The sequence below is a fragment of the Vibrio sp. E150_018 genome (assembly GCF_053544035.1).
This window is the reverse complement of record NZ_JBHGNY010000008.1, coordinates 1-25647: the sequence shown is the minus strand read 5'-3', so window position 1 is coordinate 25647 and position 25647 is coordinate 1. Positions and strand designations below refer to the sequence as shown.

Annotated in this window: 21 protein-coding genes and 1 pseudogene; 13 read left to right on the top strand and 9 right to left on the bottom strand. The window is 40.5% G+C overall.

What is annotated here, in order from left to right; genetic code table 11:
* Window positions 1–10 precede the first annotated feature (10 nt).
* From menC to ACE3G9_RS09540, 3 genes are all read left to right on the top strand, one after another.
* Window positions 11–1018 carry an o-succinylbenzoate synthase gene (gene menC / locus ACE3G9_RS09550; RefSeq protein ID WP_417879488.1) on the top strand — a complete coding sequence of 336 codons (1008 nt, stop codon included), beginning with the start codon at window positions 11–13 and terminating at the stop codon, window positions 1016–1018.
* Window positions 1019–1165: 147 nt separating this feature from the next.
* Complete coding sequence (gene menE, locus ACE3G9_RS09545; protein WP_449219006.1) at window positions 1166–2590, top strand: o-succinylbenzoate--CoA ligase; 1425 nt, start codon at window positions 1166–1168, stop codon at window positions 2588–2590.
* A 136-nt stretch (window positions 2591–2726) separates the two neighbouring features.
* Window positions 2727–2903, top strand: coding sequence for a hypothetical protein (locus tag ACE3G9_RS09540; protein ID WP_417879167.1), 177 nt, complete (start codon window positions 2727–2729; stop codon window positions 2901–2903).
* Window positions 2904–2921: 18 nt separating this feature from the next.
* Here the strand turns inward: ACE3G9_RS09540 and ACE3G9_RS09535 are convergent, their stop codons facing one another.
* Both ACE3G9_RS09535 and ACE3G9_RS09530 read right to left on the bottom strand, forming a co-directional pair.
* Window positions 2922–3854, bottom strand: coding sequence for a YeiH family protein (locus ACE3G9_RS09535; RefSeq protein ID WP_449219005.1), 933 nt, complete (start codon window positions 3852–3854; stop codon window positions 2922–2924).
* 170 nt (window positions 3855–4024) lie between these two features.
* Window positions 4025–5278 (bottom strand): annotated as a pseudogene (locus ACE3G9_RS09530) (MFS transporter); the annotation flags it as partial.
* A gap of 248 nt (window positions 5279–5526) precedes the next feature.
* On the opposite strand from ACE3G9_RS09530, the gene ACE3G9_RS09525 reads away from it, so the two are divergent.
* Window positions 5527–6402: a Tim44 domain-containing protein gene (locus ACE3G9_RS09525; RefSeq protein ID WP_449219004.1), complete on the top strand. Its 876-nt coding sequence runs from the start codon at window positions 5527–5529 to the stop codon at window positions 6400–6402.
* 410 nt (window positions 6403–6812) lie between these two features.
* On the opposite strand, the gene pta is transcribed toward ACE3G9_RS09525, so the two are convergent.
* Together pta and ACE3G9_RS09515 are read right to left on the bottom strand one after the other, a co-directional pair.
* The gene (gene pta / locus ACE3G9_RS09520) at window positions 6813–8960 is read right to left on the bottom strand and encodes a phosphate acetyltransferase (RefSeq protein WP_417879164.1); all 2148 of its coding nucleotides are present in this window, start codon (window positions 8958–8960) and stop codon (window positions 6813–6815) included.
* Window positions 8961–9051: 91 nt separating this feature from the next.
* Entirely contained in the window at window positions 9052–10248 is a 1197-nt protein-coding gene (locus ACE3G9_RS09515; RefSeq protein WP_417879163.1) for an acetate kinase, read from the bottom strand.
* 335 nt (window positions 10249–10583) lie between these two features.
* Between ACE3G9_RS09515 and yfbV the strand changes: the two genes are divergently transcribed.
* The 4 genes from yfbV to ACE3G9_RS09495 all read left to right on the top strand — a co-directional run bounded on the left by yfbV (window position 10584) and on the right by ACE3G9_RS09495 (window position 14195).
* Window positions 10584–11033, top strand: coding sequence for a terminus macrodomain insulation protein YfbV (gene yfbV / locus ACE3G9_RS09510; protein ID WP_417879162.1), 450 nt, complete (start codon window positions 10584–10586; stop codon window positions 11031–11033).
* A gap of 213 nt (window positions 11034–11246) precedes the next feature.
* Window positions 11247–12215, top strand: a complete 969-nt coding sequence (locus ACE3G9_RS09505; RefSeq protein WP_449219003.1) for an ABC transporter substrate-binding protein — start codon at window positions 11247–11249, stop codon at window positions 12213–12215.
* Window positions 12216–12504: 289 nt separating this feature from the next.
* The gene (locus ACE3G9_RS09500; protein WP_417879160.1) at window positions 12505–13404 is read left to right on the top strand and encodes an ABC transporter permease; all 900 of its coding nucleotides are present in this window, start codon (window positions 12505–12507) and stop codon (window positions 13402–13404) included.
* The gene (locus tag ACE3G9_RS09495; RefSeq protein ID WP_089123220.1) at window positions 13401–14195 is read left to right on the top strand and encodes an ABC transporter ATP-binding protein; all 795 of its coding nucleotides are present in this window, start codon (window positions 13401–13403) and stop codon (window positions 14193–14195) included. Before ACE3G9_RS09500 ends, ACE3G9_RS09495 begins: the two co-directional genes overlap by 4 nt.
* A gap of 103 nt (window positions 14196–14298) precedes the next feature.
* On the opposite strand, the gene dusC is transcribed toward ACE3G9_RS09495, so the two are convergent.
* Window positions 14299–15237 carry a tRNA dihydrouridine(16) synthase DusC gene (dusC, locus tag ACE3G9_RS09490; RefSeq protein WP_417879159.1) on the bottom strand — a complete coding sequence of 313 codons (939 nt, stop codon included), beginning with the start codon at window positions 15235–15237 and terminating at the stop codon, window positions 14299–14301.
* A 175-nt stretch (window positions 15238–15412) separates the two neighbouring features.
* Between dusC and ACE3G9_RS09485 the strand changes: the two genes are divergently transcribed.
* Window positions 15413–16036 (top strand): SEC-C metal-binding domain-containing protein, encoded by a 624-nt coding sequence (locus ACE3G9_RS09485; RefSeq protein WP_449219002.1) that lies wholly within the window; start codon window positions 15413–15415, stop codon window positions 16034–16036.
* 50 nt (window positions 16037–16086) lie between these two features.
* On the opposite strand, the gene dsbB is transcribed toward ACE3G9_RS09485, so the two are convergent.
* Entirely contained in the window at window positions 16087–16605 is a 519-nt protein-coding gene (gene dsbB / locus ACE3G9_RS09480; RefSeq protein ID WP_449219001.1) for a disulfide bond formation protein DsbB, read from the bottom strand.
* Window positions 16606–16755: 150 nt separating this feature from the next.
* Window positions 16756–18348 carry a Na(+)/H(+) antiporter NhaB gene (nhaB, locus tag ACE3G9_RS09475; protein WP_417879156.1) on the bottom strand — a complete coding sequence of 531 codons (1593 nt, stop codon included), beginning with the start codon at window positions 18346–18348 and terminating at the stop codon, window positions 16756–16758.
* A gap of 414 nt (window positions 18349–18762) precedes the next feature.
* On the opposite strand from nhaB, the gene fadR reads away from it, so the two are divergent.
* The gene (gene fadR / locus ACE3G9_RS09470) at window positions 18763–19602 is read left to right on the top strand and encodes a fatty acid metabolism transcriptional regulator FadR (RefSeq protein ID WP_417879155.1); all 840 of its coding nucleotides are present in this window, start codon (window positions 18763–18765) and stop codon (window positions 19600–19602) included.
* Between the two features lie 93 nt (window positions 19603–19695).
* Here fadR and ACE3G9_RS09465 read toward each other — a convergent pair whose 3' ends face one another.
* A complete protein-coding gene (locus ACE3G9_RS09465; protein WP_449219000.1) occupies window positions 19696–20532 on the bottom strand; it encodes a hypothetical protein in 837 nt (278 codons plus the stop codon).
* A 295-nt stretch (window positions 20533–20827) separates the two neighbouring features.
* On the bottom strand, window positions 20828–22876 hold the full coding sequence (gene metG / locus ACE3G9_RS09460; protein WP_449218999.1) for a methionine--tRNA ligase: 2049 nt from the start codon (window positions 22874–22876) through the stop codon (window positions 20828–20830).
* A gap of 280 nt (window positions 22877–23156) precedes the next feature.
* On the opposite strand from metG, the gene apbC reads away from it, so the two are divergent.
* From apbC to dcd, 3 genes are all read left to right on the top strand, one after another.
* On the top strand, window positions 23157–24242 hold the full coding sequence (apbC, locus tag ACE3G9_RS09455; protein ID WP_449218998.1) for an iron-sulfur cluster carrier protein ApbC: 1086 nt from the start codon (window positions 23157–23159) through the stop codon (window positions 24240–24242).
* A 238-nt stretch (window positions 24243–24480) separates the two neighbouring features.
* Window positions 24481–25122 (top strand): uridine kinase, encoded by a 642-nt coding sequence (gene udk, locus ACE3G9_RS09450; RefSeq protein ID WP_417879487.1) that lies wholly within the window; start codon window positions 24481–24483, stop codon window positions 25120–25122.
* Between the two features lie 72 nt (window positions 25123–25194).
* Window positions 25195–25647: dCTP deaminase (gene dcd / locus ACE3G9_RS09445; protein WP_449218997.1), on the top strand; the 453-nt coding region annotated here is incomplete at its 3' end.

Genomic DNA, 25647 nt, shown 5'->3' with positions numbered 1-25647 from the left:
CAAACCTCAAATTCGCACTGCGAAACTGTATCGCTATCATTTACCAATGGACAGCGGCGTGATCGTCCGCGATCAACGCTTATTACAAAGAGAAGGCTACATTGTCGAGCTTACCCAAGGCGGCAACATGGCTTATGGAGAATGTGCGCCGTTACCGGGTTTTAGCCAAGAAAGTTTACAGCAAGTAGAATCTGAGTTGATTGAAGCACTTCAAGCTTGGCAGCACAGCGGTGAATGGCATGATTGGAATACGATGAGCCCAAGTGCTGCTTTTGCACTATCGATGGCACAATGTGAGCTTGATGGTTTACTTCCTCAGCCGGGAGAATACCGCGCCGCACCTTTATGCAGTGGCGATCCTGACGAATTAATCCCAGTGTTTGAAAGCATGGCGAAAGATGGTCGCCAAAAAGTTGCTAAAGTAAAAGTGGGTTTATATGAGCCAATTCGCGACGGTATGTTAGTCAATTTGTTTTTAGAATCGATCCCTGATTTACAATTACGTCTTGATGCGAATCGTAGCTGGACCTTAGAGAAAGCGCTTAAGTTTGCTCAGTATGTTTCGCCTGAATATCGTGAGCGTATCACTTTCCTTGAAGAGCCATGTAAAACCCCAGAATTAAGCCGAGACTTTGCTCAGCAAACTGATATCAACATTGCTTGGGATGAAACCATTCAACAAGCGGATTTCAATGATTTCGAGCTACCTTCTTTACTAGGAAATCATATTGAAGCGATTGTGATTAAACCCACCTTGATTGGCTCTGTAGAACGCTGCTTGTCTTTGATTGATTTTGCACAGCAGAATGGATTACAAGCGGTGATAAGCTCGAGTATTGAGTCGACGATTGGCTTAACTCAATTGGCAAGATTGTCGGCTTGGAAAACGCCGCAACAAACACCTGGCTTAGACACTTTGCAGCTTTTTCAAGCCCAATTAGAAATCACTTGGCCAGATAGCAACCTGCCGGTTTCAGCGTTAACTGAACAGACTTTGATTAAACATTTTGTCGACTAATCATATACCCAAGGTAATTGGAGTTGCAGTGAGGCGACAAGTGAATGAGACCCCATGAGTTTAGCTTGTCTAAATGATTGGGGCGAATGCACGCCGACAACAAAGCTGCAGCTTCAAGTACGACGGGTATAACCGAAAGGCAGTAATGTGGATTTAATACAGCAATGGTGTGTCGTGCATGCCGAAAAGACCGCGTTAGTCACCCCAACGAATTCTTATACGTGGCAGCAGCTAGATGAAGCAATCTCACAGTTGAGTTTACAGTTAAAAGCTCAAGGGGTGAGTAGTGGTCATATCATTGCTGTGATCAGTAAAAATGAGCCAGAGGCGGTCTTTTTATATTTAGCGGCCTTAAGGATTGGCGCGTTATGTGCCTTGATGCCACCTCAGCCGATGGTGGCGATCAAACAAAAACTCAATATCATTCAAGCTAAGTTTGTCTGGGTGTCTAAAGCCATTGATTCACTTGATGAGAATGAACTTAGTCTTCCAAACCTCTCACTTGCTTTAGGTCAATCGCCGTCATTAGATCGTGCTTCAATAAACACCGCTTCAATAGGTACTGCTCAACCTTATCACTTTAACTCGGAACAATTTGCCAGCATCGTTTTTACTTCGGGCTCGACTGGTACTCCGAAGGCAGTAGTGCATGCGGTGAAGCATCATATTGCTAGCGCGCAAGGTCTTACCCAAGAGTTTTTGTTTGAGGCACATGATTCTTGGTTGCTGAGTCTACCTATCTACCATGTGTCAGGGTTGTCGATTATTTGGCGTTGGCTTGCTAAAGGAGCCAAGCTAGTCATTGGCAGTGGTGATTTACAATCTGATATTCAGCAAGTGACTCATGCTTCACTCGTTCCAGTTCAATTACAACGTTTGTTAGATTCAGGCCACGCCATTCCACTAAAACGAGTGTTACTCGGCGGATCTCATATTCCACTATCGCTTACTGAAAGAGCAAGCAAGCAGGGAATAGAATGTTGGCTAGGTTATGGCATGACTGAAACCGCTTCTACCGTGATTGCCAAGCCAGTAGATGCGAGCCCAACCGCAGGTGCGTTATTACCTTTCCGAAAAATTAAGCTACAAGATGGACGAATTTATGTGGCAGGGGAAACCTTGGCTGCAGGCTATTTATACCAAGGGCAACTTACGCCACTCGTGACTAGTGAGCAGCCTTGGTTTTATACCAAAGATCTTGGGAAATGCACTCAACAAGCAGGCAAGCCAGATGAATATATTATTTTAGGTCGAGCCGATAACCAGTTTATTTCTGGTGGTGAAAATATTCATTGTGAAGAAATTGAAGCGGTGCTCGTTCGTCACCCAGATATAAAGCAAGCCTTCATTATTCCTGTTGAAGATAAGCAATATGGCCATAGACCCGTGGCGTTTATTGAGGCAGAAACGCTGCAAGAACCTAAGGTTTACCAAGCGTATTTATTATCTCATTTAGATAAATTTAAATGCCCAGATGCCTATTATTTGCTGCCAACACACTTAATGAATTCTGGCATTAAGGTTTCCCGTGCAGATCTTAAAAAGTACTATCAACAAGTTATCGCGTCATAAGTGTCTGGGTTAGAGATCGTGACTATAGTGACAGTAGCTATAGTGGCAATAGTTATTTAATAGCACTAAACAGAATTTATTGATTGAGCGCAAATTCGGCATACTTATTTCATCGTTAACCTATTTAAGGATGAATATGATGAAGCTACTTGTCGTGGCAGCAGTGGTCGTTTTAGTTGGTGTGTCGATTATTTTCAGTGGATTGGTGTCGGCTTTAGCCGAGTTAGGTGCTTTTGCTGTAGTGATTGCTTGGGTTCTAAAAAGTAAGCAAGCTGTAAAAAGAAAAGAGACTCGTATTGAGCCTCATGTATAACCAAGTATGTTTTTAGGCTTATTGGATATGAGTCATAATATAAGTTAGCGAACTTATAGAGATAACCGCCCACAATGTCACACCAAATAGCATCGGTTTAGGGCCTGCTTCTTTAAGTTTTCCAACAGAAATTCCGCAACCAATTAAGAATAAACACAATACTAGCGTCTGTTTGGCGATGCTGTAGATGGCGTGATAAGTAGTTGAGAATTGTGGTACTTGGTCACAGAAAATAATTGCTGCACAATAAAAGATAATAAAGAAAGGAATGGTGATTTTTTTACTTTCGCTTTTAAACATCATTGCACTAAGGAAAGCGACAGGCACAATCCATAATGCGCGAGCGAGTTTTAAGGTAGTCGCGATTTGTAATGATTGTTCACCATAAGCTTGTGCCGCACCAACGACGGATGATGTGTCGTGAATCGCAATCGCAGCCCAAGTTCCAAACTGTACTTGGCTCATATCTAATGCATGACCGACTACTGGGAATAAAAATAATGCCACAGAGTTAAGAACAAACACTACTGCTAAAGCCATGCCAACAGGTTGGTCTTTTGCATTGATTGCTGGGGCTACCGCTGCAATCGCACTTCCCCCACAAATAGCCGTCCCGGCTGCAATTAAATGCCCGGTTTCTCTCTCTAGCTTCATCTTTTTCGCAAGCAGTGTACCGATAAACAGCGTACAGAAAATGCTTGTGACAATAATGCCAAAACCTTGTTCTGTTGCATGAATCGCTTGGTCAATATTGATCCCAAAGCCTAAACCAACAATAGAATAAGCTAAGAGTTTTTTAGTGATTTTGGTAACAGGAATAGTGTGAGGAACAAAACCAAAGCTTGTTAATAAAAAGCCAAGAGTTAATGCAATAGGGGAACTTATCCAAGGTGTAAAACAAGCCAAAGCAGCAAGGGAAAATACACCATAATTGCGAATATAAGAGCGCATAACAAACCTAAAATGTATAAAGAATAATACTCAGGATAACTGAAAATAGGGGTTTATTAAGTCTTAATATTTTAAACGTATTGTTTGGTTTTTTATAACAACGTTTGGTTTGATTACATAATAAGAATTTATAGTGAGGATAGAGTTATTGGTGAGTAAAAGAACGGCTTCAAAAAAGCCATCATAGCGAGGTTTAATAGTCCAAGTACGATAAAGAAGTGAGTCATCGAGATATGAATAATACTTAAGAAAATAATTCCCATAACGGCGCTACCAACCATAAATAGAGCATTGAAAATATTATTAGCTGCGATGACTTGGGCACGAGTTTGGTCAGAAGCTAAACTTTGCATCAAAGTATATAAAGGCACAATGAACAATCCACCACAAATTCCTAAACATAACAGCACAATAAACACTGGGTATAATTGACTAGAAGTGAACAGTGTTGAAATGGTAATTAGAGACTCTGATGGTTTAGGCGTTGCTAATCCTAATGCTAAGCTGCAAGCGGTCATCCCAAATCCACCGAATAGCATTAATTTAAAATTGATTTTTTGATGAGATAGTTTGGCACATAGTAGCGATCCGGTTGCAATACCGACCGAAAATAATGCCAATAAAAAAGACACGCTGGTGGCGTCGCCATTTAAATAGTGTTTAGTGAAATTTGGAAACTGGGTTAGATAACTCGCACCTAGAAACCAAAACCAACTGATCGCGATGATGGCGACATAAATAGTTTTGTGTTGTTTAACCAGCAGTAATGTTTGCTTTGTATGCCGTATGGGTTTCCATTCAAATTTGGCTGTAGAAATTTTAGCTTCCGCTTTGGGGATAAATAAGCTAGAGAGTAGACCTAATAGGGCAAATGAGACTACCGCTATTGCCGTAATCGAGTATGCCGAAGGCGCAGCCACAATAAAACCTGCACCTATCGTGCCGAATAAAATCGCTAGAAATGTGCCAGTTTCGACCCAAGCATTGCCTTTGAGTAGCTCTTTTGGCTTTAAGTGTTGAGGTAATAGGGCATATTTTACCGGACCAAAAAACGCCGATTGTGCGCCCATAAGAAACAATAAAAACAATAATGCAGTATAACTTTGAGTAAGAAAGCTAATCGCGCCAAGTAACATTATCACCACTTCAGCCAGTTTAACTATGCGAATAAATGTCGACTTTTCACATTGATCGGTTAGTACACCGGCACTTGCCGAAAAAAGGAAAAACGGTAAGATAAATAGACCCGCAGCGAGGTTAATAAATAAGGTGCTCGACATAGGAAGATCATCGACACTAGCAAAGGCAACAAAAAGTAGTAGAGCATTTTTATAAATATTATCGTTAAAAGCACCTAAAAACTGAGTGACAAAATAGGGGAGGAAACGTCTTGAAAGAAAGATTGGTGCTGGTCGATTATTCATTGTTATCCTTGAAACAACCCTTAAGATCTGTTGACCTTTGGTGGTGAGTTTACTTTGTTAATAGTTTCAATATGCTTGATTCGAGTTACTGTTACAACTAGATTCTGACTAGTAGTTATTCATCGTTGAGGTTACTTATTGTGTCGCTTCTAACCAATTGCAATATTCTGAAACATAGCAGTAGTGTACACCTTGCGTATTACCGTTATGATGAATTCAGTTTTACTTATTATTATAAAAGGGATCGTATGAATCGACTTTTTGTCATGGTGGCCTTGATCATGGTATCAATGGTTACAGCTCCAATCGCTGAAGCAAAACGCTTTGGTGGTGGTAAGTCTTTCGGTAAAAGTTTTAAAACTGCGCCAGCACCAAAGCAGAACGTGCAAAACACTAACACGTTAAATAAAAAACCGGATGCAACCAATACTCGTCGTGGTGGTATGATGGGCGGTATGCTAGGCGGTTTGTTGGCTGGCGGCCTACTTGCTTCTTTATTTATGGGGGGCGGTTTTGAAGGCATCCAATTCTTCGATATCTTAATTCTTGGTCTGATCGCTTTTGTCGCATTCAAATTCTTACGCGGTATGATGGGAGCAAAACAAGGTTCGATGAATCGAGGGCCTCAAGCAGCGTATTCTGGTGCGATGAATCGTCAGCAATTCGAGCAACCGAATGTACAAAATTTTGAGCAACCTCAATCTTCAGGTGGTTTTGGTGCAACAGGGCAGTCTGATGTTCCTCATAACTTCCCTCCAGGTTTTGACCGTGTAGCATTTGTGGAAGGTTCTCGTGAACATTACCGCACACTACAAGGGGCTTGGAACTTTAATCAATTAGATAAGATTGAAGAGTACGTTACTCCAAGTTTGTTTGAAGAGCTAAAAGCGGAGCGCGCACAACTTCAAGGCGATCAACATACTGATGTCATGTACGTTGATGCAGAGATTGTTCGTGGCGAGTACGATGTCTCAAAAGCACAATTAAGTATTCAATTTACTGGTCGTTACCGAGATGCTGTGGAAGGCCTTGAAGAAGACATCGATGAAGTTTGGCATTTAGAACGTGACTTAATCGCTAATAATGCTCCTTGGTTGATTGTCGGGATTCAAACTAACTCGTAATTTAATCCAGCAAAGTAATATGAGAGAGTCAATGAAGAAATTCGTTGGCTTTTTTTGTTTGAATACTACGGTGAAATTTGAACGGTAAATGAGGTATTCCACATATCAGATATTGGTTGTATGGCTTGAGTGACCGCATGATGATCGGTGCTTAAAAACGACAAATATAATGTCTCTGCTTTTTGAGTATATTGAGTTAGTCCCTTAAGCTCGAGTATCCGTTGAAAGAACACTTCTTCATCTGTAAGGCATCTAAATATTGGTTTATCCAGCCTAATGATAATCTCCACCATTTTGTCTCCAACAATAGATTCAGAACTATTATATAAGTTTAACTTAGTTTAACTTATATATAAAAAATCCCCGCTGATTTTCATCAACGGAGATGACTCGTTTTAGCTTTTAGCTTATTAAGCTTGTGCTGCTTGATCCGCTTGAATTGCTGTTAGTGCAACCGTGTAAACGATATCGTCTACTAGAGCACCACGAGACAAGTCATTAACAGGCTTACGCATACCTTGAAGCATTGGACCGATAGATACTAGGTCTGCAGAACGCTGTACCGCTTTGTATGTTGTGTTACCAGTGTTTAGGTCTGGGAATACAAATACGGTTGCTTTACCTGCTACAGGAGAGTTAGGCGCTTTAGAAGCGGCAACATTTTCCATGATAGCTGCATCGTATTGTAGAGGGCCGTCGATAACGAGATCAGGACGTTTCTCTTGAGCGATTTTGGTTGCTTCACGTACTTTATCTACGTCTGCACCTTTACCAGATGTACCGGTAGAGTATGAGATCATAGCAACGCGTGGATCAATACCGAATGCTTTGGCTGAATCAGCAGATTGAATTGCGATTTCTGCAAGTTGCTCTGCGTTTGGATCTGGGTTGATCGCACAGTCACCATAAACCAATACTTGGTCAGGTAATAGCATGAAGAATACAGATGATACGATTGACGCACCTGGTGCCGTTTTGATGATTTGGAACGGAGGTACAATAGTATTAGCTGTAGTGTGAACTGCGCCTGATACTAGGCCATCAACTTCACCCGCTTCTAGCATCATAGTGCCTAGGAATACTGAATCTTCCAGTTTCTCGCGAGCCACAACTTCAGTCATGCCTTTCGCACCACGTAGTTCGACTAGACGCGCTACGTAGTTTTCGCGAACTTCATCAGAGTTGATTATGGTTACACCAGCGCCTAGTTCAACACCTTGTTGAGCTGCAACGCGTTTGATCTCATCAGGGTTACCTAGAAGTACACATTCTGCAATACCACGTTCAGCACAGATTGCTGCTGCTTTAACGGTACGTGGTTCATCACCTTCAGGAAGTACGATACGCTTGCCAGCACGACGAGCAAACTCAGTTAATTGGTAACGGAATGCTGGTGGGCTTAGACGACGAATACCTTGAGTACCTTCAGATAGAGAATCAATCCAAGGACCATCAATGTGGCTTGCTACGTGATCATTGATGAATTCGATACGTTCTTTATCATCAGCGGGAACTTCTAGGTTGAAACTTTGTAGGTTTAATGACGTCTGCCATGTGTTACCTTGCGCTTTGAAAATCGGTAGGCCAGCGTCAAATGCCGGTTTACATAAATCAGCAATAGAAGCAGGGATGTCGTAACCACCAGTTAGCAAGATCGCACCGATTTCTACGCCATTCATTGATGCTAGAGCAGCCGCAACGATAACGTCTGGACGGTCAGCTGAAGTGACCAGTAATGAACCTGGCTTAAAGTGCTCAATCATATTTGGTAGAGAGCGTGCACAGAAAGTGATGCTCTTGATACGACGAGAGTTAATTTCACCCGCGTTGATAATATCCGCATTTAAGTGTTTTGCCATATCGATAGCACGAGTTGCAATTAACTCAACTTTCCAAGGTACACAACCTAGCACGCGAATTGGGCTAGAGTTGAAAATTTGCATTACTTCGATGTTAGCTTGAACTGTGTTATCGGTTTCGTCAAAAATCTCAGAAAGATCTGGACGAGTACGACCAGCTTCATCAACCGGTGCATTTAACTTGTTGATGATAACACCTGAAATTGATTTATTTTTGGTGCCCCCAAAGTTTGAACAAGCAACATCAATACGCTCTTTTAATTGCGTAGGGTTGTTAGTACCAGGAGTGGCAACAAATACAATTTCAGCACCAAGTGTTTTCGCAATTTCTGCATTTACTTGGTTAGCAAAAGGATGCTTACGAGTCGGAACTAGACCTTCGATAAGAACGACTTCAGAGCTATTGCTGATTGCGTTATAACGCTCAACGATTTGCTCAAGAAGCACATCCATTTTTTCATTACTGATCATAGATTCAGCTTCTGACATCATCGTTGGTTCAGCAATTTTGAGGTCACTACTTGCTGAGATTATTGATGATGTTAGATCTGGGATATCATCGCCACTACGAGGTTGAGCGATAGGTTTGAAAAACGAAACATTTACACCCTTACGTTCCATAGCACGTAAGACGCCTAAGCTTACGCTAGTAAGACCAACACCAGCGCTAATAGGAACAAGCATAATAGTACGAGACATAGAATTATTTCCTCTAACTATTGAAAGTAACTGAGTAGAAAATACACAGCTTAAAAGAAAACAGGCTAACGCGAGGTTAGCCTGTGAATTATTAAAGACCCGCTAGACGTGCTGTATCTTCAGCGATAACCAATTCTTCATTGGTTGAGATAACCATCGCTGGTACACGACTGTTGTCTGAAGTGATTACACCTTCACCACCGAAGCGAGCAGCAAGGTTTTTCTCGCTATCAACTTCAACACCTAGAAGTGCAAGACGCTCTAGAACAAGCTGACGGATAGGGCCAGAATTCTCACCGATACCACCTGTAAATACGATTGCATCTAAACGGCCATCAAGCGTTGCTGTGTAGCCTGCAATGTATTTAGCAAGACGATGGCAGAATACGTTCATTGCACGGGCTGCTTCTGGTTTGTCTTGGTAGTTGTCTTCCACAAAACGGCAATCAGAAGTCACTTGAGTTAGACCTAGTAATCCTGATTCTTTGGTTAGGATAGTGTTGATTTGTTCAACCGAATAACCAAGTGCATCATGCATGTGGAAGATGATTGCAGGATCGATATCACCACAACGTGTACCCATTACTAAGCCTTCTAATGGTGTTAGCCCCATTGAAGTATCAACTGATTGACCATTTTTAATCGCACAAATTGATGCGCCATTCCCTAAATGACAGTTGATAATGTTAACGTCTTCAACTGGCTTATCCATGATGTTAGCAACTTCACGGGTAATAAATAGGTGAGAAGTACCATGCATACCGTAACGGCGAATGCTGTTTTCAGTATATAGGTTGTATGGGATCGCATATAAGAATGCTTCTTCTGGCATTGTTTGGTGGAACGCTGTATCGAATACCGCAACATTTTTAAGGCTAGGGAATGCAACTTTAGCTGCTTCCATACCAGCAATAGCAGCAGGGTTATGAAGTGGTGCTAGTGTGGTTACATCTTTGATTTCTTGAATAACAGCATCAGTAATGAGTACAGATGATGTGAAGTTTTCACCGCCGTGTACCACGCGGTGACCGATAGCGCCAAGGCCTTCACCTAGTTCTGGTTTAGAAGCAAGAATAGTGTCAACGATGAATTTTAACGCTTCAGCGTGCGCAGCACCGTTCCCTAATTGAGCTTCATGCTTTCCATCTAGTTTCCATTTAATACGTGCTTCTGGAAGACCTAAACATTCGGAAAGGCCGGTTAGAAGCTCATCGCCAGATTCCGCATCAACGATTGCAAATTTTAGTGAAGAACTACCACAGTTTAAAACTAGGACTAGCTTTGACATGAGTGAATACCTGTATTCGTACAAAAAATGACTGTAATGAAATAAAACAATTTCAAGAATAGACGACAATCGGGGATCAACGTATTATTCTTTAAATATGCCCTTACTTTTGATGCTTAATTGCATGAGAGACAAAGGCGATAAAATTGATTTAATGCGACACAATTCTCGGTTTTCTTTGTAATAAAGCAACTGAGATTATAAAAGCGCGCAAAGGATAACGATTATATCCTAAGATAACAAAAAATTTTTAATGAATATTAACTTTAGTCAATTTTATTGCAGTTTTTGTTGATTTTTTGTTATTTTATTTTATTTTAGTGGGTGGAGGAATTATGAGTCAAACAGGGTTTATTCACCGTTTTAAAGATGGTCAACAGTACATGGATCTTTGGCCTGTTCGTAAAGAGCTTGCACCTATGTTTCCTGAACAACGTATAATAAAAGCCACTAAGTTTGGCATTAAAGCCATGCCTGCCGTCGCGGCCATAAGTGTGTTGCTACAAATGAGCTTGCAGAATTACAATGCAATGCCGCAAGCCATAGTGATCGCTTTGTTTGCGATTAGCTTACCTTTGCAAGGAATTTGGTGGCTTGGTACTCGCTCTAATACCGTATTGCCTCCTAGTCTTGCTAATTGGTATAGAGAATTATATCAAAAAGTCGCGGAATCAGGTGCGGCACAAGAACCTATAAAATCCAAGCCTCGTTATAAAGAGTTAGCCGCTATGCTTAAAAGAGCGTTTCGTCAACTTGATGAAAGTGCATTAGAGCGTTGGTTCTAAATATCAATCCTTGCTTCTGTTCAACAAAAACAAAGCCCTAATAATTAGTTATTAGGGCTTTGTTGCTATTTTATTATCTGTTACTTCCTTTTATATACATTAACTGGTAAGAATATGTTCATGGCAGATCGGATCTGTCTAGATATTAATAATAAAGTTACCCAGATAATAGGGTATAAACACAACATTTTATTGCTGAATCAAGGAGTCAAGATGAAAGCAAAACAACTTTTCGCAAGTGCAATTTTTGCAGGTGCGGCATTACTCACTACCACAGGTGCTATGGCTGAAACTTACAAAGTATCAGTATCACAAATTGTTGAACATCCCGCACTTGATGCATCCCGCAATGGATTAATTGATGGGCTAAAAGCAAAGGGATACGAAGAAGGCAAGAATTTGGAGTTTGAATATCGAACCGCTCAGGGTAATCCTGCCATCGCTTCTCAGATTGCCCGCCAATTTGTCGGAGAAGGCGCTGATGTATTAGTTGGTATCGCCACACCTTCTGCTCAAGCATTAGCAGCAACCACCAAGAATATTCCTATCGTCTTTACGGCAGTGACCGACCCTGTAGAAGCGAAGTTAGTTAAGAGCCTTGATAACCCTTCTGGGAATGTAACTGGGCTTTCCGATCTATCTCCGATAGGCCAGCATATCGATTTAATGAAAGAGTTGCTTCCTAACCTTAAAACGATTGGTGTGGTGTATAACCCAGGTGAAGCCAATGCAGTTGCGTTGATTAATTTGCTTAAAGTTGAAGCAAAAACGCGTAATGTTCAAATTGTTGAAAGTACTGCATTGAAAAGTGCGGATGTTCAGTCGGCGACTCAAGCTATCGTGGCAAAATCAGATGTGATTTACGCGATGATCGATAACACGGTTGCGAGTGCCATTGATGGTATGGTAGCGGCTGCGAATCAAGCGAAGAAACCCGTTTTTGCGGCTTCAACTACTTATATTGAAAGTGGTGCAGTGATTGCTCTAGGTGCAGATTACTATCAAGTTGGTGTACAAACGGCTGATTATGTTGCTGCGATTTTTGAAGGTAAGAAGCCGACTGATCTGCCTGTTACGGTAGCTAAAGCTTCCGATTTAATTATCAATCAGCAATCAGCGGATAAACTAGGGATTGAGATTCCTCAATCGATTTTAGATCGTGCTGAAGTGTATAAAAAGTAAGGTTGTGATAAGGCAGCTAATTTCAGTTAGTTGCCTTTAATATTGGATTGTATTCTCCAAATTGAATTGGGGGATTTTATTACCAGTCGTTAAATAGCGGTAATATTCATACCAATCAAATTAATTAGGTGATCAAAAATTGCGAAGGAAAAAGCCTTGAGAACAAGGCGTAAATTTTCGATAAGTAGTTGCTCTACAATCAAAATTTATAACGCAGTTATCGAGGCTTTTAACAAGTAAGAATGATCATATAATTAGTGCGATTGGTATAAGCAGCGAGGGAGTATTTATGTCTGCTTTTGCCTTTTATGGCGCTTTAGAGCTAGGCCTAGTCTATGGTTTAGTTGCACTAGGTGTTTACCTTACTTTTCGAGTTTTAGACTTTCCTGATCTAACGGTAGACGGCAGTTTTCCAATGGGGGCTGCGGTTGCGGCGGCGGCATTAGTATCAGGTGTTAATCCGTGGATCGCCACAGCAATGGCATTTGTTGTGGGTGGGATCAGTGGCTTAGTCACGGCTTTTCTTGCGGTACGTTGTGGGATCTTGCATTTACTTGCTTCCATTTTGACTATGTTAGCGGCTTTCTCGATTAATATTCGTATTATGGGAAGACCCAATTTATCCTTGTTAGGTGAAGAAACAATATTTACACCATTAGATGCTTTTGCAGGCACCTTGTTTGTTCGACCTTTAGCAGTGGCGATTATCGTTATCATTTCTGCGTTAATTATTATTCGTTTGCTTAATAGTGATTTTGGCCTTGCTCTGAGAGCGACAGGTGTTAATGCGCGAATGGTTGCGGCACAAGGTGCAAGTACGGGGTTTTACACATACTTTGGCTTGGCACTTTCAAATGGATTAGTTGGTTTTGCAGGAGCAGTGTTGGCTCAAACCAATGGCTTTGCGGATGTGACTTCTGGGGTAGGAACGATTGTAGTCGGCTTGGCTGCAGTTATTCTTGGTCAGACATTGATCCCTAGTCGTAAAATTTGGGTCGCAGTCGTTGCCGTGATTGTTGGTTCGGTTTTATATCGTATTGCTATCCAGTTTGCGCTCAATACCGGCATGTTTGGTATGCAAGCATCAGACTTAAATTTAGTGACGGCTATTTTGGTTGCGGCGGCTCTAGTTGCACCGAAAATTAAAAGTAATATGAAAGCCAAGCGCGCAGCTAAGGGGGCTTTATGATTGAACTCAAAAATATTGAGGTGACATTTAACCCGGGTACGGTTCTAGAGAATAAAGCGTTAAGAAAAGTATCATTGAATGTTCCTCAGCATCAATTTTTGACAGTAATAGGCTCCAATGGTGCGGGTAAATCGACTTTATTAGGTGCAGTGACCGGTGAAACTCCAATGATTGGTGGTAATGTCATTATTGATAATGTTGATGTGACAAAGCGTTCTGTTGATCAAAGAGCCAACATGTGCGCGCGAGTCTTTCAGGATCCACTTGCAGGTACTTGTGGCGATCTAACCATCGAAGAAAATATGGCCATTGCTTATATGCGTGGTAAGCGTCGAGGTTGGACAATGGCGCTCACCAATAAACGCCGTAAATTGTTTCAAGAGCGAATCAGTATTCTAGGTTTGGGGCTTGAAGATCGCTTAGGTGACAATATTGGTTTGCTTTCAGGTGGTCAACGTCAAGCAGTCAGCCTTATCATGGCAACGTTATCTGATAGCAAATTGCTGCTTCTTGATGAGCATACTGCGGCGTTAGATCCAAGAATGGCGGCTTTTGTTATTGATTTAACCAAAACGGTGATTAAAGAATTTGATCTCACTGCGATGATGGTGACTCACTCGATGAAAGATGCTCTAGATTGTGGTGATAGAACCATCATGCTGCACCAAGGTGAAATAGTGCTTGATGTCGAAAGTGATAAACGACAAGGCATGCAAGTATCAGATTTACTTGAGATGTTTAGCAAGGTGAGGGGAGAAGAACTTTCAGACGATAGCTTGTTACTGGGTTAAATTAAGAACTGAAATTTGATTCACTTCTCTTATCAATGTGTATTTATTATTGATAGGAGGAGTGGTGTCTTGACATTGATTAATAGCCACAAGGTTATACAAATTAATATTGAATGGATTTAATATAGTCCACGATAGGCTGTGCTTTATTGTAGCGGCGAATATTGCGAAATAAGTCATCAGCCTGTGTGTACTCATGACGTAGATACGAAAGCCACTGTTTGATTCTATTTGGGTAGTATAGGCCTTTATCTCCTTCAATTTCAAACTCAGAGTAGTTGAGCATCAAATCAACAACTTGTTCCCAAGGCATCGCGCTTTCATTGTATTTCACTGCATTTCCCAAGTTGGGTAGATTAAACGCGCCTCGGCATACCATTAAAGCATCGGCTTTCGTTTGTTCAAGGCAAGCTTGTCCATCTTGGTAGCTCCAAATCTCACCATTGGCAATAATCGGTATCTGGCTATGCTGTTTTATTTGCTCGATATATTCCCATTTGATTTCACTGGCTTTATAGCCTCCCATTTTGGTACGGCCATGTACGGTTAATTCATCGGCACCAGCTTGTTGTATCGCATCTGCGATCTCAAAACAATCCTGTGGATCTTCCCAACCTAAGCGAATTTTGGCCGAGACCACAATATTACTTGGTACGGCTTTACGACAAGCGCTCACAATTTGATATATCAATTCAGGATGCTGTAATAAAGCTGCGCCACCTTTACTCTTGTTAACCATTTTTGCTGGGCAACCAAAGTTAAGATCAATGCCTTGTGAGCCTAGTTCAACAGCCCGTATGGCATTTTCGGCCATCCAGTTAGGATTTTGCCCAAGCAGTTGTAGTCGGACAGGTGTCCCTGAGCGAGTTTTTGAACCTTGGAATAGTTCTGGGCACAAGCGAGTAAAAACATGTTCGGGTAATAACTGATCGACAACACGCACAAACTCAGTGACACAAAGATCGTAATCATTAATGTCAGTCAGTAATTCACGCATTAAATGGTCAAGCACACCTTCCATCGGGCCTAATACGACTCGCATGGCTTTCTCCAGAACAGTTTAAAAATAGGTTGCAGATTGTAGTGGGTTCCATCCGTATTGTCACTGCTATATTCCCAAGTTCCTAGCTACCAAGGGAGTTAACTAAACAAACTTATTTGGTTCTTTTTTAATGAGTCGTTACACTAAGCGGAAACTTAAAGTATGAGAAATCTAAATGCCTCTAATTGAACATATCAATTTAGAAAACACCGAATATACGCCAGCTTTTATAGAAGGGGCTATTTTGGCCGCTAATATGACGCCAAAAGTTTTGCCGCCTGGTGTTTGGATTGCGCCTTTGGTTGAGCTAGATAAACAGCAAGCAGAAGCAAATTTAACGCGTCATTTTGAATTACAATATGCTCACTTGATGGCTTGTGAATATGATGTGTTAGCACTATTAAGCATTGAACCAAATAAACATCAAGATTTAGCTGAGTTTGCCGAAGGCTTTATGACGGTGTGGCCAGTGATTGAAGCGGGTTGGAATGAAGTGGCTGAAATCCCTGATGGCACAGTACGTATGCTACAAGGATTATTAACGACTTTGATGCTTGCGATTGATGAAGAGTCAACACAGCAACAAATGGTAGAGGCAGGAATCAAAGTGCCACCGACTTTATCTGCATTGTTACCTCAGCTTAATATCATGATTAACGAAGTAGCAAAAGCTGCCGACGAAGCGCTGCAAGGCACAAAAGCACAAAGTATCAATCCATACAAAGAGGTTGGCCGTAATGATGCGTGTGTATGTGGTAGTGGTAAAAAGTTTAAACATTGTTGTGCTAGAAGTGAATAACGTATTGCTATAGAGCTATAGAAGATAGGGCAACGAAAGTCGCCCTATTTTTATTTGGATTTTACGAATTGAGATAGCACGATGACAGCAAGTACCGCTAAATTAATGCTGAATATCACCACAAGCCATTGTGGCATTGAAAGGTCTAAAAATTGCCATATGATTTTAGAGCAATCACCCGTGGGTTCAAACATCCAAGGGACCCATTGATTAAGTGGTGCCCAACTCGGGAACTGAGGGAAAATATCGCAAGTAGCAAAAGGTGAAGGGTTAAATTGATAACCAACATGTTCTAAAGCCAACTGTAAGCCGCGAAAGCTTGTATAGCCCCATGACGCGAGTCCCGTCCAGCGAACCCATTTATTCATCGGGTTTAAGAGTCCGATAATGGCTGATGCACCGATACCGATAAAAGCAACACGCTCATAAACACACATAACACAAGGTGCTAGCATCATCACGTGTTGGAAATATAAAGCGGATAATTCAAAAAAAACAACACTAGAAAGTAATAGTATCCATGAGAGTCTTTTTTGCGAAAATGTATGAATAGAGGATAACCAAGCCACAATGACTTCCTTATGTCTAATGCGATAAATACAATGAAAGAAATAAAACTTGTAGCATCAGAGTGTTAAATTGATCAATAGTTCAAAATTATGAAGTGGGAAATGCTGTCTGTAAACAAACATTCCCACTTAATCTTAATTGATGGGTTATTAGTGACCAATAATAGGGCTGCCTTGAGTAGCAATTTCAATGGTAGATGATGTAATCCATCCCATCGAGTGGAAATAGGTTGTCATAGGCTCTAAAAGGAACTGAATACCAAAGTAGCCAACGACGGCTAATACTAATGTGTACGGTAATGCCATTACGACCATGCGACCGTAAGATAAACGAATTAACGGGGCAAGTGCTGAAGTTAATAAGAATAGGAAAGCAGCTTGACCATTTGGTGTTGCAACAGATGGCAAGTTGGTTCCGGTATTAATCGCTACTGCCAGTAAATCAAATTGATCTCGGGTAATAGCACCATCTAAAAGTGCAGTTTTTACTTCATTGATATAAACCGTGCCGACAAAAACGTTATCAGAGACCATGGATAACAATCCATTGGCGATATAGAACATAGTGATTTGTTGATTGCCTTCAAATTCCAATACGGATTCAATGATAGGTTTAAATAAATGTTGATCGATAATAACGGCAACAACGGCGAAGAAAACGGCTAGTAAGGCAGTAAATGGTAGCGCTTCTTCAAAGGCTTTACCTAGTGAGTGCTCTTCGGTAATGCCAGTAAATGAAGTTGCTAAGATAATCACGGATAGACCAATAAGGCCTACAGCGGCTAGGTGGAAAGCCAGCCCTACGATAAGCCAGATAGCAATAATCGCTTGCACATAAAGCTTCGCGATATCTTGTTTAGTACGTTTTTGTTGTTGTTGATAGTCGAATTCTAATAAGATTTTTCGAACATTATCAGGTAGCTCTGCGCCATAACCAAAAACTTTGAATTTTTCGACGGCGATACAAGTTAAAATCCCACATATAAAAACAGGGAAGGTGATAGGGGCCATTCGTAAGATAAATTCACCAAACTCCCAACTTGCTTGATCTGCAATAATTAAGTTTTGTGGTTCACCTACCATTGTCATTACGCCACCAAGAGCAGTACCGACACCTGCGTGCATTAACAAAGAACGTAAAAATGCGCGGTAATCTTCTAAATCATTACGAGTAATTTCAGTGATAAGTTCATCAGTAGTGTGATCATGATGGGCTTCGGAATCTGGATTAGAAACAACTTTGTGGTAGATAGCGTAAAAACCAATAGCCACACTGATGATAACGGCGATAACCGTTAGAGCATCTAAAAATGCAGATAAGAAAGCAGCGGTCACACAAAAAGAAATGGAAAGTAAAATTTTAGAACGCACACCAAGTAAAATTTTAGTGAACAAAAATAGTAGCAACTGCTTCATAAAGTAGATGCCAGCTACCATGAACATTAATAGCAGCAATACTTCGATATTAGATGCAAGTTCATGTTTAATTTGTTCTGCTGTCGTCATTCCCATCGCTACCGCTTCAATGGCTAATAGGCCACCAGGTTGTAATGGGTAGCATTTTAAAGCCATAGCTAAAGTGAATATAAATTCAGCAACTAATAACCAACCAGCGGTAAAAGGGTCAATAAAAAAGAATACGATGGGATTAATGATTAAAAAGGCCACAATGGTAACTTTATACCAATCTGGAGCCTTGCCCAGGAAGTTTTTAATGAAGGCGTTTCCTAAAGACATACTCATGAACTTACTTTTTTCACTCCAAAAATTTGAACTTATGCACAGTATGACGAGATTGATATATCAATATGTGAAGCGGATCAATATTTCACGTGTTAATATAAAACTATTTCGTCGTTATGATGAAAAGTTGCTATTAAGTTTATGTTTTTGTTACTAGTGTTGTGGTTTTGTTTGCTTTCTGTGGCAATGAGAATACATGCAAAGTAGAAAGAGTAAAATGACAAAAATAAAATAAATGGAAGTGAGTTAGATTTTTGTCATTACAATTGAATAAAGCTTCGGAGGGATCTCTCATTTTGAGACATTTATGAGAGATAGGTCTTCTATACAATATGGAATCATGGTTTTCAGGAAGTTAGAAGTAGTGGTATGATGAGTGATATTTAAATTCCTAAAACTAAGTAAAGTGAATACATGGTTATTAAGGCAAAGAGCCCTGCAGGATTCGCAGAAAAATATATTATTGAAAGTATCTGGAACGGGCGTTTTCCCCCAGGTTCTATTTTGCCGGCAGAGAGAGAATTATCTGAGCTGATCGGTGTTACTCGAACGACGTTACGTGAAGTGTTGCAGCGATTGGCTCGTGATGGATGGTTGACTATTCAACATGGTAAACCAACCAAAGTGAATAATTTCATGGAAACATCGAGCTTACACATTCTTGATACACTCATGACGCTCGATACCGATAATGCAACAAGTATTGTTGAAGATCTATTGGCTGCTCGTACTAGTATTAGCCCAATTTTCATGGGGTATGCTTTTAAGTCTAACCCTGAAGCTTGTATCAAAACGTTAAATCGAGTGATTGATTCATGTGAAACGCTTTTATCTCATCATTCATGGGAATCTTTTATTGAAGAGTCGCCTTATGCTGAAAAAATAAAACAGTCAGTAAAAGAAGACAACGAGAAAGATGAAGAAAAGCGAGGTGATATTCTCATCGCGAAGACATTTAATTTTTATGATTACATGTTATTCCAACGTTTAGCTTTCCATTCAGGAAATCAGATCTATGGATTGATATTTAATGGAATTAAGAAATTATATGATCGCGTGGGTAGCTTTTACTTTTCCAACCCCGAAGCGAGAAAGTTAGCACTTCAGTTTTACAAAGAATTATTAGTGTTGTGTGAAAAGGACGATCGCCAAGAGTTACCCAACTTGATCCGTCGTTATGGCATTGAAAGTGGCCATATCTGGATGAAGATGAAGCAAAATCTTCCAAGTAACTTTACCGAAGATGATAGCTAATTCATTTACGTTTTGAATGTTATACATAGAAACCTGTTACTGAGTAGCAGGTTTTTTTATCTCTTTTGTACTTGAAGTTGCAGGTTTGGGGGCTCATTTGCTTGTTGCCTTGCTGTCACTCCTGTTATTTGGGTTCATAGTCTCTAATGGTAAATAAATTTCTTCACAAGTTTCTGAAAGTATTTGGTCATAAACGTTAAAAATCAAATATGAGGCTTCTAGCGACAATAAGTAGAGTTGCTTTGATGTCGCTACAACGTTATCTACTTGTTCCCAATGCTTTAAGGTTTGAATCACGCCATTTTGATCATTATCAGCCATGGTTAATGGGCAAATTAATGAAAGTTGATTCATTCTTCGACTTAACATAACCGCATGATGACGAAAACGTTGTTGTCCAATCGGTGTGTCGATATCCTGAATACTGATCCTAAAGCGAGTCAAACTTTCTAAGGTATCGAGAATTTTTTGCCATCTGTGGTGATATTCTTCCGCAATATCATCATGATGTGTATCAATTAGCCATTCAATCATGACCTCATCAGTTAAAAACATCATTTGACGAATTAACCTACCATGCTCTAGTTGATTTTTGGCGATATTAAATTCGGTCCAATTTAACAATACAGATTGAGTTTTATCGTATAGCACACGAATTTCTGGTCCAGTATCCGCGCCCGCACTGAGTTTTAGATTCTGCAATATTTCGATAATAGAAAGGTTGGTTTGCTTTAGAGTCTGTACAGAGTAGACCGCTGCAGCTAAATGCGCATGAGTGAGGGCTCGATGTTGGCGCGTCAAATAAATGAGCTGACGCAACTGATTAATCAGACGATAGCGATACTGGTGGCTTTTTTCTCGTGTAATGTTGAAGTAGAACAAACTGGCGAGAATACCAATGAGCAGTAATATACTGATTCCGATAAACATGAACGACCTCCTTTGGATTCATATTATATTGGAATACTATGCAAGATCTGAACCAAGATTAGGGAGGTTGAGAAGCGTTATTCCCATGATAAAAGTTAGACACTTTATTTATTCTGCTTGGTATAAATTGGAGCGATATTGCGACTTATTGGTGCAATGAGTGCTAGCAACAAAGCTGTAGTTTTACAGGTATGAAGAGGATAGATGTAGACAACTACATAGAAATAACCCCCAATACTGGTCGCCAATATTGGGGGTTATATGATTCTGGATGGAAATCCTTACTATGAAGTGATTACATCACACGCATGCCAGGTTGAGCACCTTCGTGTGGTTCTAAAATCCAAAGATCTTTACCACCAGGGCCAGCGGCTAAAATCATGCCTTCAGACATGCCAAACTTCATTTTACGTGGCTTCAAGTTAGCAACCATTACGGTTAACTTCCCTTCTAGTTCTTCTGGTGTATAAGCAGACTTGATTCCCGAGAATACCTGACGAGTTTCGCCACCAATATCTAACTGGAATTTAAGTAGTTTGTTGGCTTTCGGTACCGCTTCACAGGAAACGATTTTAGCAATACGCATATCAATTTTAGCAAAATCATCAAACTCAATTTCAGCTTCAATCGGCTCTTTATCTAGTTCTGATTGTGCAGACGCCTCCGCTTGCTCTTTCGCTGCCATTTCTGCAGCCGCATCTTCTTTTGACGCTTCGATCATTGCTTCAACATGCTTTGGATCGATACGGTTAAATAGTGCTTTAAACTTGGTGACTTCGTGATCGGTTAATGGCGAAGTCATTGTTTCCCATGTCAAGGTATCATTTAAGAAGGCTTCACTACGTGCTGCAAGTTCTGGCATAACAGGCTTTAAGTAAGTCATTAATACGCGGAATAGGTTAATACCAACCGTACAAATATCTTGTAGCTCTTGGTCTTTGCCTTCTTGTTTCGCGATCACCCAAGGGGCTTTTTCATCAACGTATTGGTTGGCTTTATCTGCAAGTGCGGTCACTTCACGAATGGCTCGACCAAATTCACGAGTTTCATAAAGCTCTGCAATGCCCTCCGCTGCATCAACAAACTCTTGATATAGGGCCATTTCAGTAAAGTTGCTAGAAAGCTTGCCTTCAAAGCGCTTAGTGATGAAACCTGCGTTACGAGAAGCTAGGTTAACAATTTTGTTTACTACATCTGAGTTTACACGTTGAGTGAAATCTTCTAGATTCAAGTCAAGATCATCAATACGGCTGTTTAGTTTAGCGGCGTAGTAATAACGTAAACATTCAGGATCTAAGTGTTTAAGGTAAGTGCTCGCTTTAACAAATGTGCCTTTTGATTTTGACATTTTTGCGCCGTTAACTGTGACATAACCATGTACAAACACGTTATTTGGTTTACGGAAACCTGCGCCATCAAGCATTGCTGGCCAGAATAAGCTGTGGAAATACACAATATCTTTACCAATGAAGTGGTAAAGTTCAGTGGTACTGTCTTGTTTCCAGTATTCGTCAAAGCTTAAATCATCACGCTTGTTGCATAGGTTTTTGAATGAACCCATGTAGCCAATTGGCGCATCTAACCATACGTAGAAGAATTTGTTTTTCTCACCTGGAATTTCAAAACCAAAATAAGGTGCATCACGAGAGATATCCCATTGTTGTAGACCGGATTCAAACCATTCTTGCATTTTGTTTGCAGTTTCAGATTGCAGAGAGCCAGAACGTGTCCACTCTTTTAACATGCTTTGGAACTGTGGCAAGTCAAAGAAGAAATGCTCAGAATCTTTCATTATTGGAGTCGCACCAGAAACCGCAGACTTTGGATTGATAAGATCGGTTGGGCTATAAGTTTCGCCACAAGCATCACAGTTATCACCGTATTGATCTTCAGTTTTACACTTAGGGCAAGTACCTTTTACGAAACGGTCTGGTAGGAACATTTCTTTTTCTGGATCGAAAAGTTGAGAAATAGTACGGCTAGTAATAAAGCCATTTTCTTTTAAGCGAAGATAAATCATTGACGCTAATTCGCGGTTTTCATCACTATGAGTGCTATGGTAGTTATCAAAGCTGATGTTAAAACCTGAGAAATCTTGTTCATGTTCTTTTTGAACTTCTGCAATCATCTCTTCAGGTTTGATACCAAGTTGCTGAGCTTTCAGCATGATCGGCGTACCATGGGCATCATCCGCACAGATAAAGTTTACGGTATTACCACGTAAGCGTTGGTAACGGACCCAAATATCCGCTTGAATATGCTCAAGCATGTGGCCGAGGTGAATAGAACCATTAGCGTATGGAAGTGCACAGGTTACTAAAATTTTTCTTGGATCAGTTGCCATATTATATTTTCGCTTCTTATTCTTGGAGAAAGACAAAGCACAATTACTCATTATTTTTAGCTGGAGATGAACAGATAAAGTAAGGGAGTAAAGAGTGCATTATCATCATAAAACTTTGCCTTTGATTCTACCCGATACCCAACTAACTTCAAGAACGCATAAGCTTGCTAATGATTTATTTTTTCTATAACTAAGAAAAGCCTATTCGTTGATGCATTTTGAAGTTATTTCAGTATATAACTGCTAGGATTGAATTGACGCCATATGATAGAGAGGTTTCATGTCTGATTTTTCATCACATTCACTATTATCAAAAGATGAGTATTTACATCGCTTAAATCAGTTTGAGCACGAAGCGTTGATTGAAGGCTGGGCAGATATGCCAAACCTGGTTCACTTTAGTGATGATTATGTGAATCTTGCTTTGCCTTTTTATTATCAAGATTTAAAAGCGGATCTTCAGAGTTGGTGTGATTTACAAGCTCAACAAGATGCACGTTTTCCTAGCACACAAGTTTCAGTACGAGTGAAGCCATTGCAAACCCCTCACGGACAAGCAGTGAAAGGGGTGAAAAATATTATTGCAGTGACCTCGGCAAAAGGTGGGGTAGGTAAATCGACGACAGCGGTTAATTTTGCTCTTGCATTACAAGCTTTAGGAGCCAAAGTTGGTTTGCTTGATGCTGATATTTATGGCCCATCGGTTCCTTTAATGTTAGGTACTCAAGGTGAAAAGCCTGGCGTCCGTGACAATAAGTGGATGATTCCTGTTGAAGCTCATGGTTTATATACCAATTCGATTGGCTATTTAATTGCCGACCAAGATGCCGCAATCTGGCGAGGCCCGATGGCCTCAAAAGCATTAGCCCAAATATTGAATGAAACCTTGTGGCCGGATCTTGATTATCTAGTGATCGATATGCCACCGGGTACAGGCGATATTCAGTTGACCTTATCTCAGCAAGTTCCTGTTACGGCTGCGCTAGTAGTTACTACGCCACAAGATCTAGCTCTCGCAGATGCTCGTAAAGGTGTTACTATGTTCGATAAAGTTGATGTACCAGTGCTTGGTATTATTGAAAATATGAGTTACCACATTTGCTCTCAGTGTGGTCATCATGAAGCTATATTTGGTGAGGGGGGGGCGCAAAAAATGGCGCAAGATGCCAACTTAACCTTACTTGCCCAAATTCCACTGCATATCAATCTAAGAAGTGATCTTGATAATGGTTGCCCAACTGTCGCTGCAAGACCGGATAGTGATCATACTCAGATCTATCTCCAATTGGCTTCACATGTTGCAGCCAATTTATTCTGGCAAGGTAAGCCGCGAGCAGAAAATATTATGTTTGTTGATGTTAGCTGATAAAAGAATTGATTGAGAAATAAGCGCTTGATCTCAAGCTGCTTATTTTTCAATCTTCATTTGTATTATAGGTTAATAATTTCTTCTTGAAACTCGCACCTTGCAAGCGTTTGGGTATATAATCTAGCGGTTTAAATCTTCAATTTCCCCAAGTCATCATGCTTTCATGACGCTTGGTCATATTTGGAATTCCTTGTCACTATTAAGCTGGGTGCTTTACATGTCAGAACAACAAAACATGCCTGAAAAAAACAAATGCGTCATTGTAGGAATTGCCGGCGCATCGGCTTCAGGGAAGAGCTTAATTGCAAGCACCATTTATAAAGAGTTACGTGCAAAAGTTGGTGATCATCAAATTGGCGTTATTACAGAAGACTGTTACTACCGTGACCAAAGTCATTTGAGCATGGAAGATCGAGTTAAAACCAACTATGACCATCCAAACGCCTTAGACCATGACTTATTATGCGAACAATTAGAGAATCTGGTTCAAGGTGAATCTGTTGAAATTCCTGAATACAGTTACTCAGAGCATACCCGCACTAAACAAACTACCTTGATGACACCGAAAAAGGTGATCATTTTAGAGGGTATTTTGCTATTAACTGAGCCTCGTTTACGTAATTTAATGCATGCATCTGTCTTCATGGACACACCTTTAGATATCTGCTTATTACGTCGTGTGAAACGTGATGTTGAAGAACGCGGTCGTACGATGGAGTCGGTATTAAAGCAATATCAAAAAACCGTTCGCCCTATGTTCATGCAGTTTATTGAACCATCAAAGCAACATGCGGATATCATTGTACCTCGTGGTGGTAAAAACCGTATTGCGATTGATGTTCTAAAAGCGCATATTGCTAAATTGCTGACATCGTAAGAATAGACAATTAAAGTATTGATATGAAATCCCCACCTGGTAATCACCAAGGTGGTTTTAGGAGAAACGCCCGTGAGATTGTGTGATAGGGATATAAAGAAGTATTTAGCTGAAGGCAAGATTGCCATGTCTCCAGCGCCGTCAGAAGAAAGCATTAGTGGTTTGACAGTTGACGTTCGTTTAGGACATCAATTTCGTGTTTTTAATGATCACAGTGCTCCATATATCGATTTGTCTGGTAAAAAATCGGATGTTACTGCTCAACTTGAAAAAGTAATGAGTGATGAAATTGAAATTTCCGATGATGAAGAATTTTACTTACATCCCGGGCAATTGGCTTTAGCCGTAACCTATGAGTCGGTTGATTTACCTGCCAATATCGTTGGCTGGTTAGATGGACGATCTTCATTAGCGCGTTTAGGTTTAATGGTACATGTTACTGCACACCGTATTGATCCAGGTTGGTCTGGTCGAATCGTTTTGGAATTCTATAACTCAGGGCGCTTGCCACTTGCGCTGAAGCCA

What these genes read in the sequence shown, in the direction of transcription:
- ACE3G9_RS09535 (WP_449219005.1), bottom strand. Translation starts at nt 3,854, where the DNA reads ATGCGCTCTTATATTCGCAATTATGGTGTATTTTCCCTTGCTGCTTTG.
- ACE3G9_RS09485 (WP_449219002.1), top strand. Translation starts at nt 15,413, where the DNA reads ATGCCTCTAATTGAACATATCAATTTAGAAAACACCGAATATACGCCA.
- ACE3G9_RS09500 (WP_417879160.1), top strand. Translation starts at nt 12,505, where the DNA reads ATGTCTGCTTTTGCCTTTTATGGCGCTTTAGAGCTAGGCCTAGTCTAT.
- ACE3G9_RS09495 (WP_089123220.1), top strand. Translation starts at nt 13,401, where the DNA reads ATGATTGAACTCAAAAATATTGAGGTGACATTTAACCCGGGTACGGTT.
- udk (WP_417879487.1), top strand. Translation starts at nt 24,481, where the DNA reads ATGCCTGAAAAAAACAAATGCGTCATTGTAGGAATTGCCGGCGCATCG.
- ACE3G9_RS09515 (WP_417879163.1), bottom strand. Translation starts at nt 10,248, where the DNA reads ATGTCAAAGCTAGTCCTAGTTTTAAACTGTGGTAGTTCTTCACTAAAA.
- metG (WP_449218999.1), bottom strand. Translation starts at nt 22,876, where the DNA reads ATGGCAACTGATCCAAGAAAAATTTTAGTAACCTGTGCACTTCCATAC.
- yfbV (WP_417879162.1), top strand. Translation starts at nt 10,584, where the DNA reads ATGAGTCAAACAGGGTTTATTCACCGTTTTAAAGATGGTCAACAGTAC.
- ACE3G9_RS09465 (WP_449219000.1), bottom strand. Translation starts at nt 20,532, where the DNA reads ATGTTTATCGGAATCAGTATATTACTGCTCATTGGTATTCTCGCCAGT.
- dusC (WP_417879159.1), bottom strand. Translation starts at nt 15,237, where the DNA reads ATGCGAGTCGTATTAGGCCCGATGGAAGGTGTGCTTGACCATTTAATG.
- fadR (WP_417879155.1), top strand. Translation starts at nt 18,763, where the DNA reads ATGGTTATTAAGGCAAAGAGCCCTGCAGGATTCGCAGAAAAATATATT.
- ACE3G9_RS09540 (WP_417879167.1), top strand. Translation starts at nt 2,727, where the DNA reads ATGATGAAGCTACTTGTCGTGGCAGCAGTGGTCGTTTTAGTTGGTGTG.
- ACE3G9_RS09505 (WP_449219003.1), top strand. Translation starts at nt 11,247, where the DNA reads ATGAAAGCAAAACAACTTTTCGCAAGTGCAATTTTTGCAGGTGCGGCA.
- ACE3G9_RS09525 (WP_449219004.1), top strand. Translation starts at nt 5,527, where the DNA reads ATGAATCGACTTTTTGTCATGGTGGCCTTGATCATGGTATCAATGGTT.
- apbC (WP_449218998.1), top strand. Translation starts at nt 23,157, where the DNA reads ATGTCTGATTTTTCATCACATTCACTATTATCAAAAGATGAGTATTTA.
- pta (WP_417879164.1), bottom strand. Translation starts at nt 8,960, where the DNA reads ATGTCTCGTACTATTATGCTTGTTCCTATTAGCGCTGGTGTTGGTCTT.
- nhaB (WP_417879156.1), bottom strand. Translation starts at nt 18,348, where the DNA reads ATGAGTATGTCTTTAGGAAACGCCTTCATTAAAAACTTCCTGGGCAAG.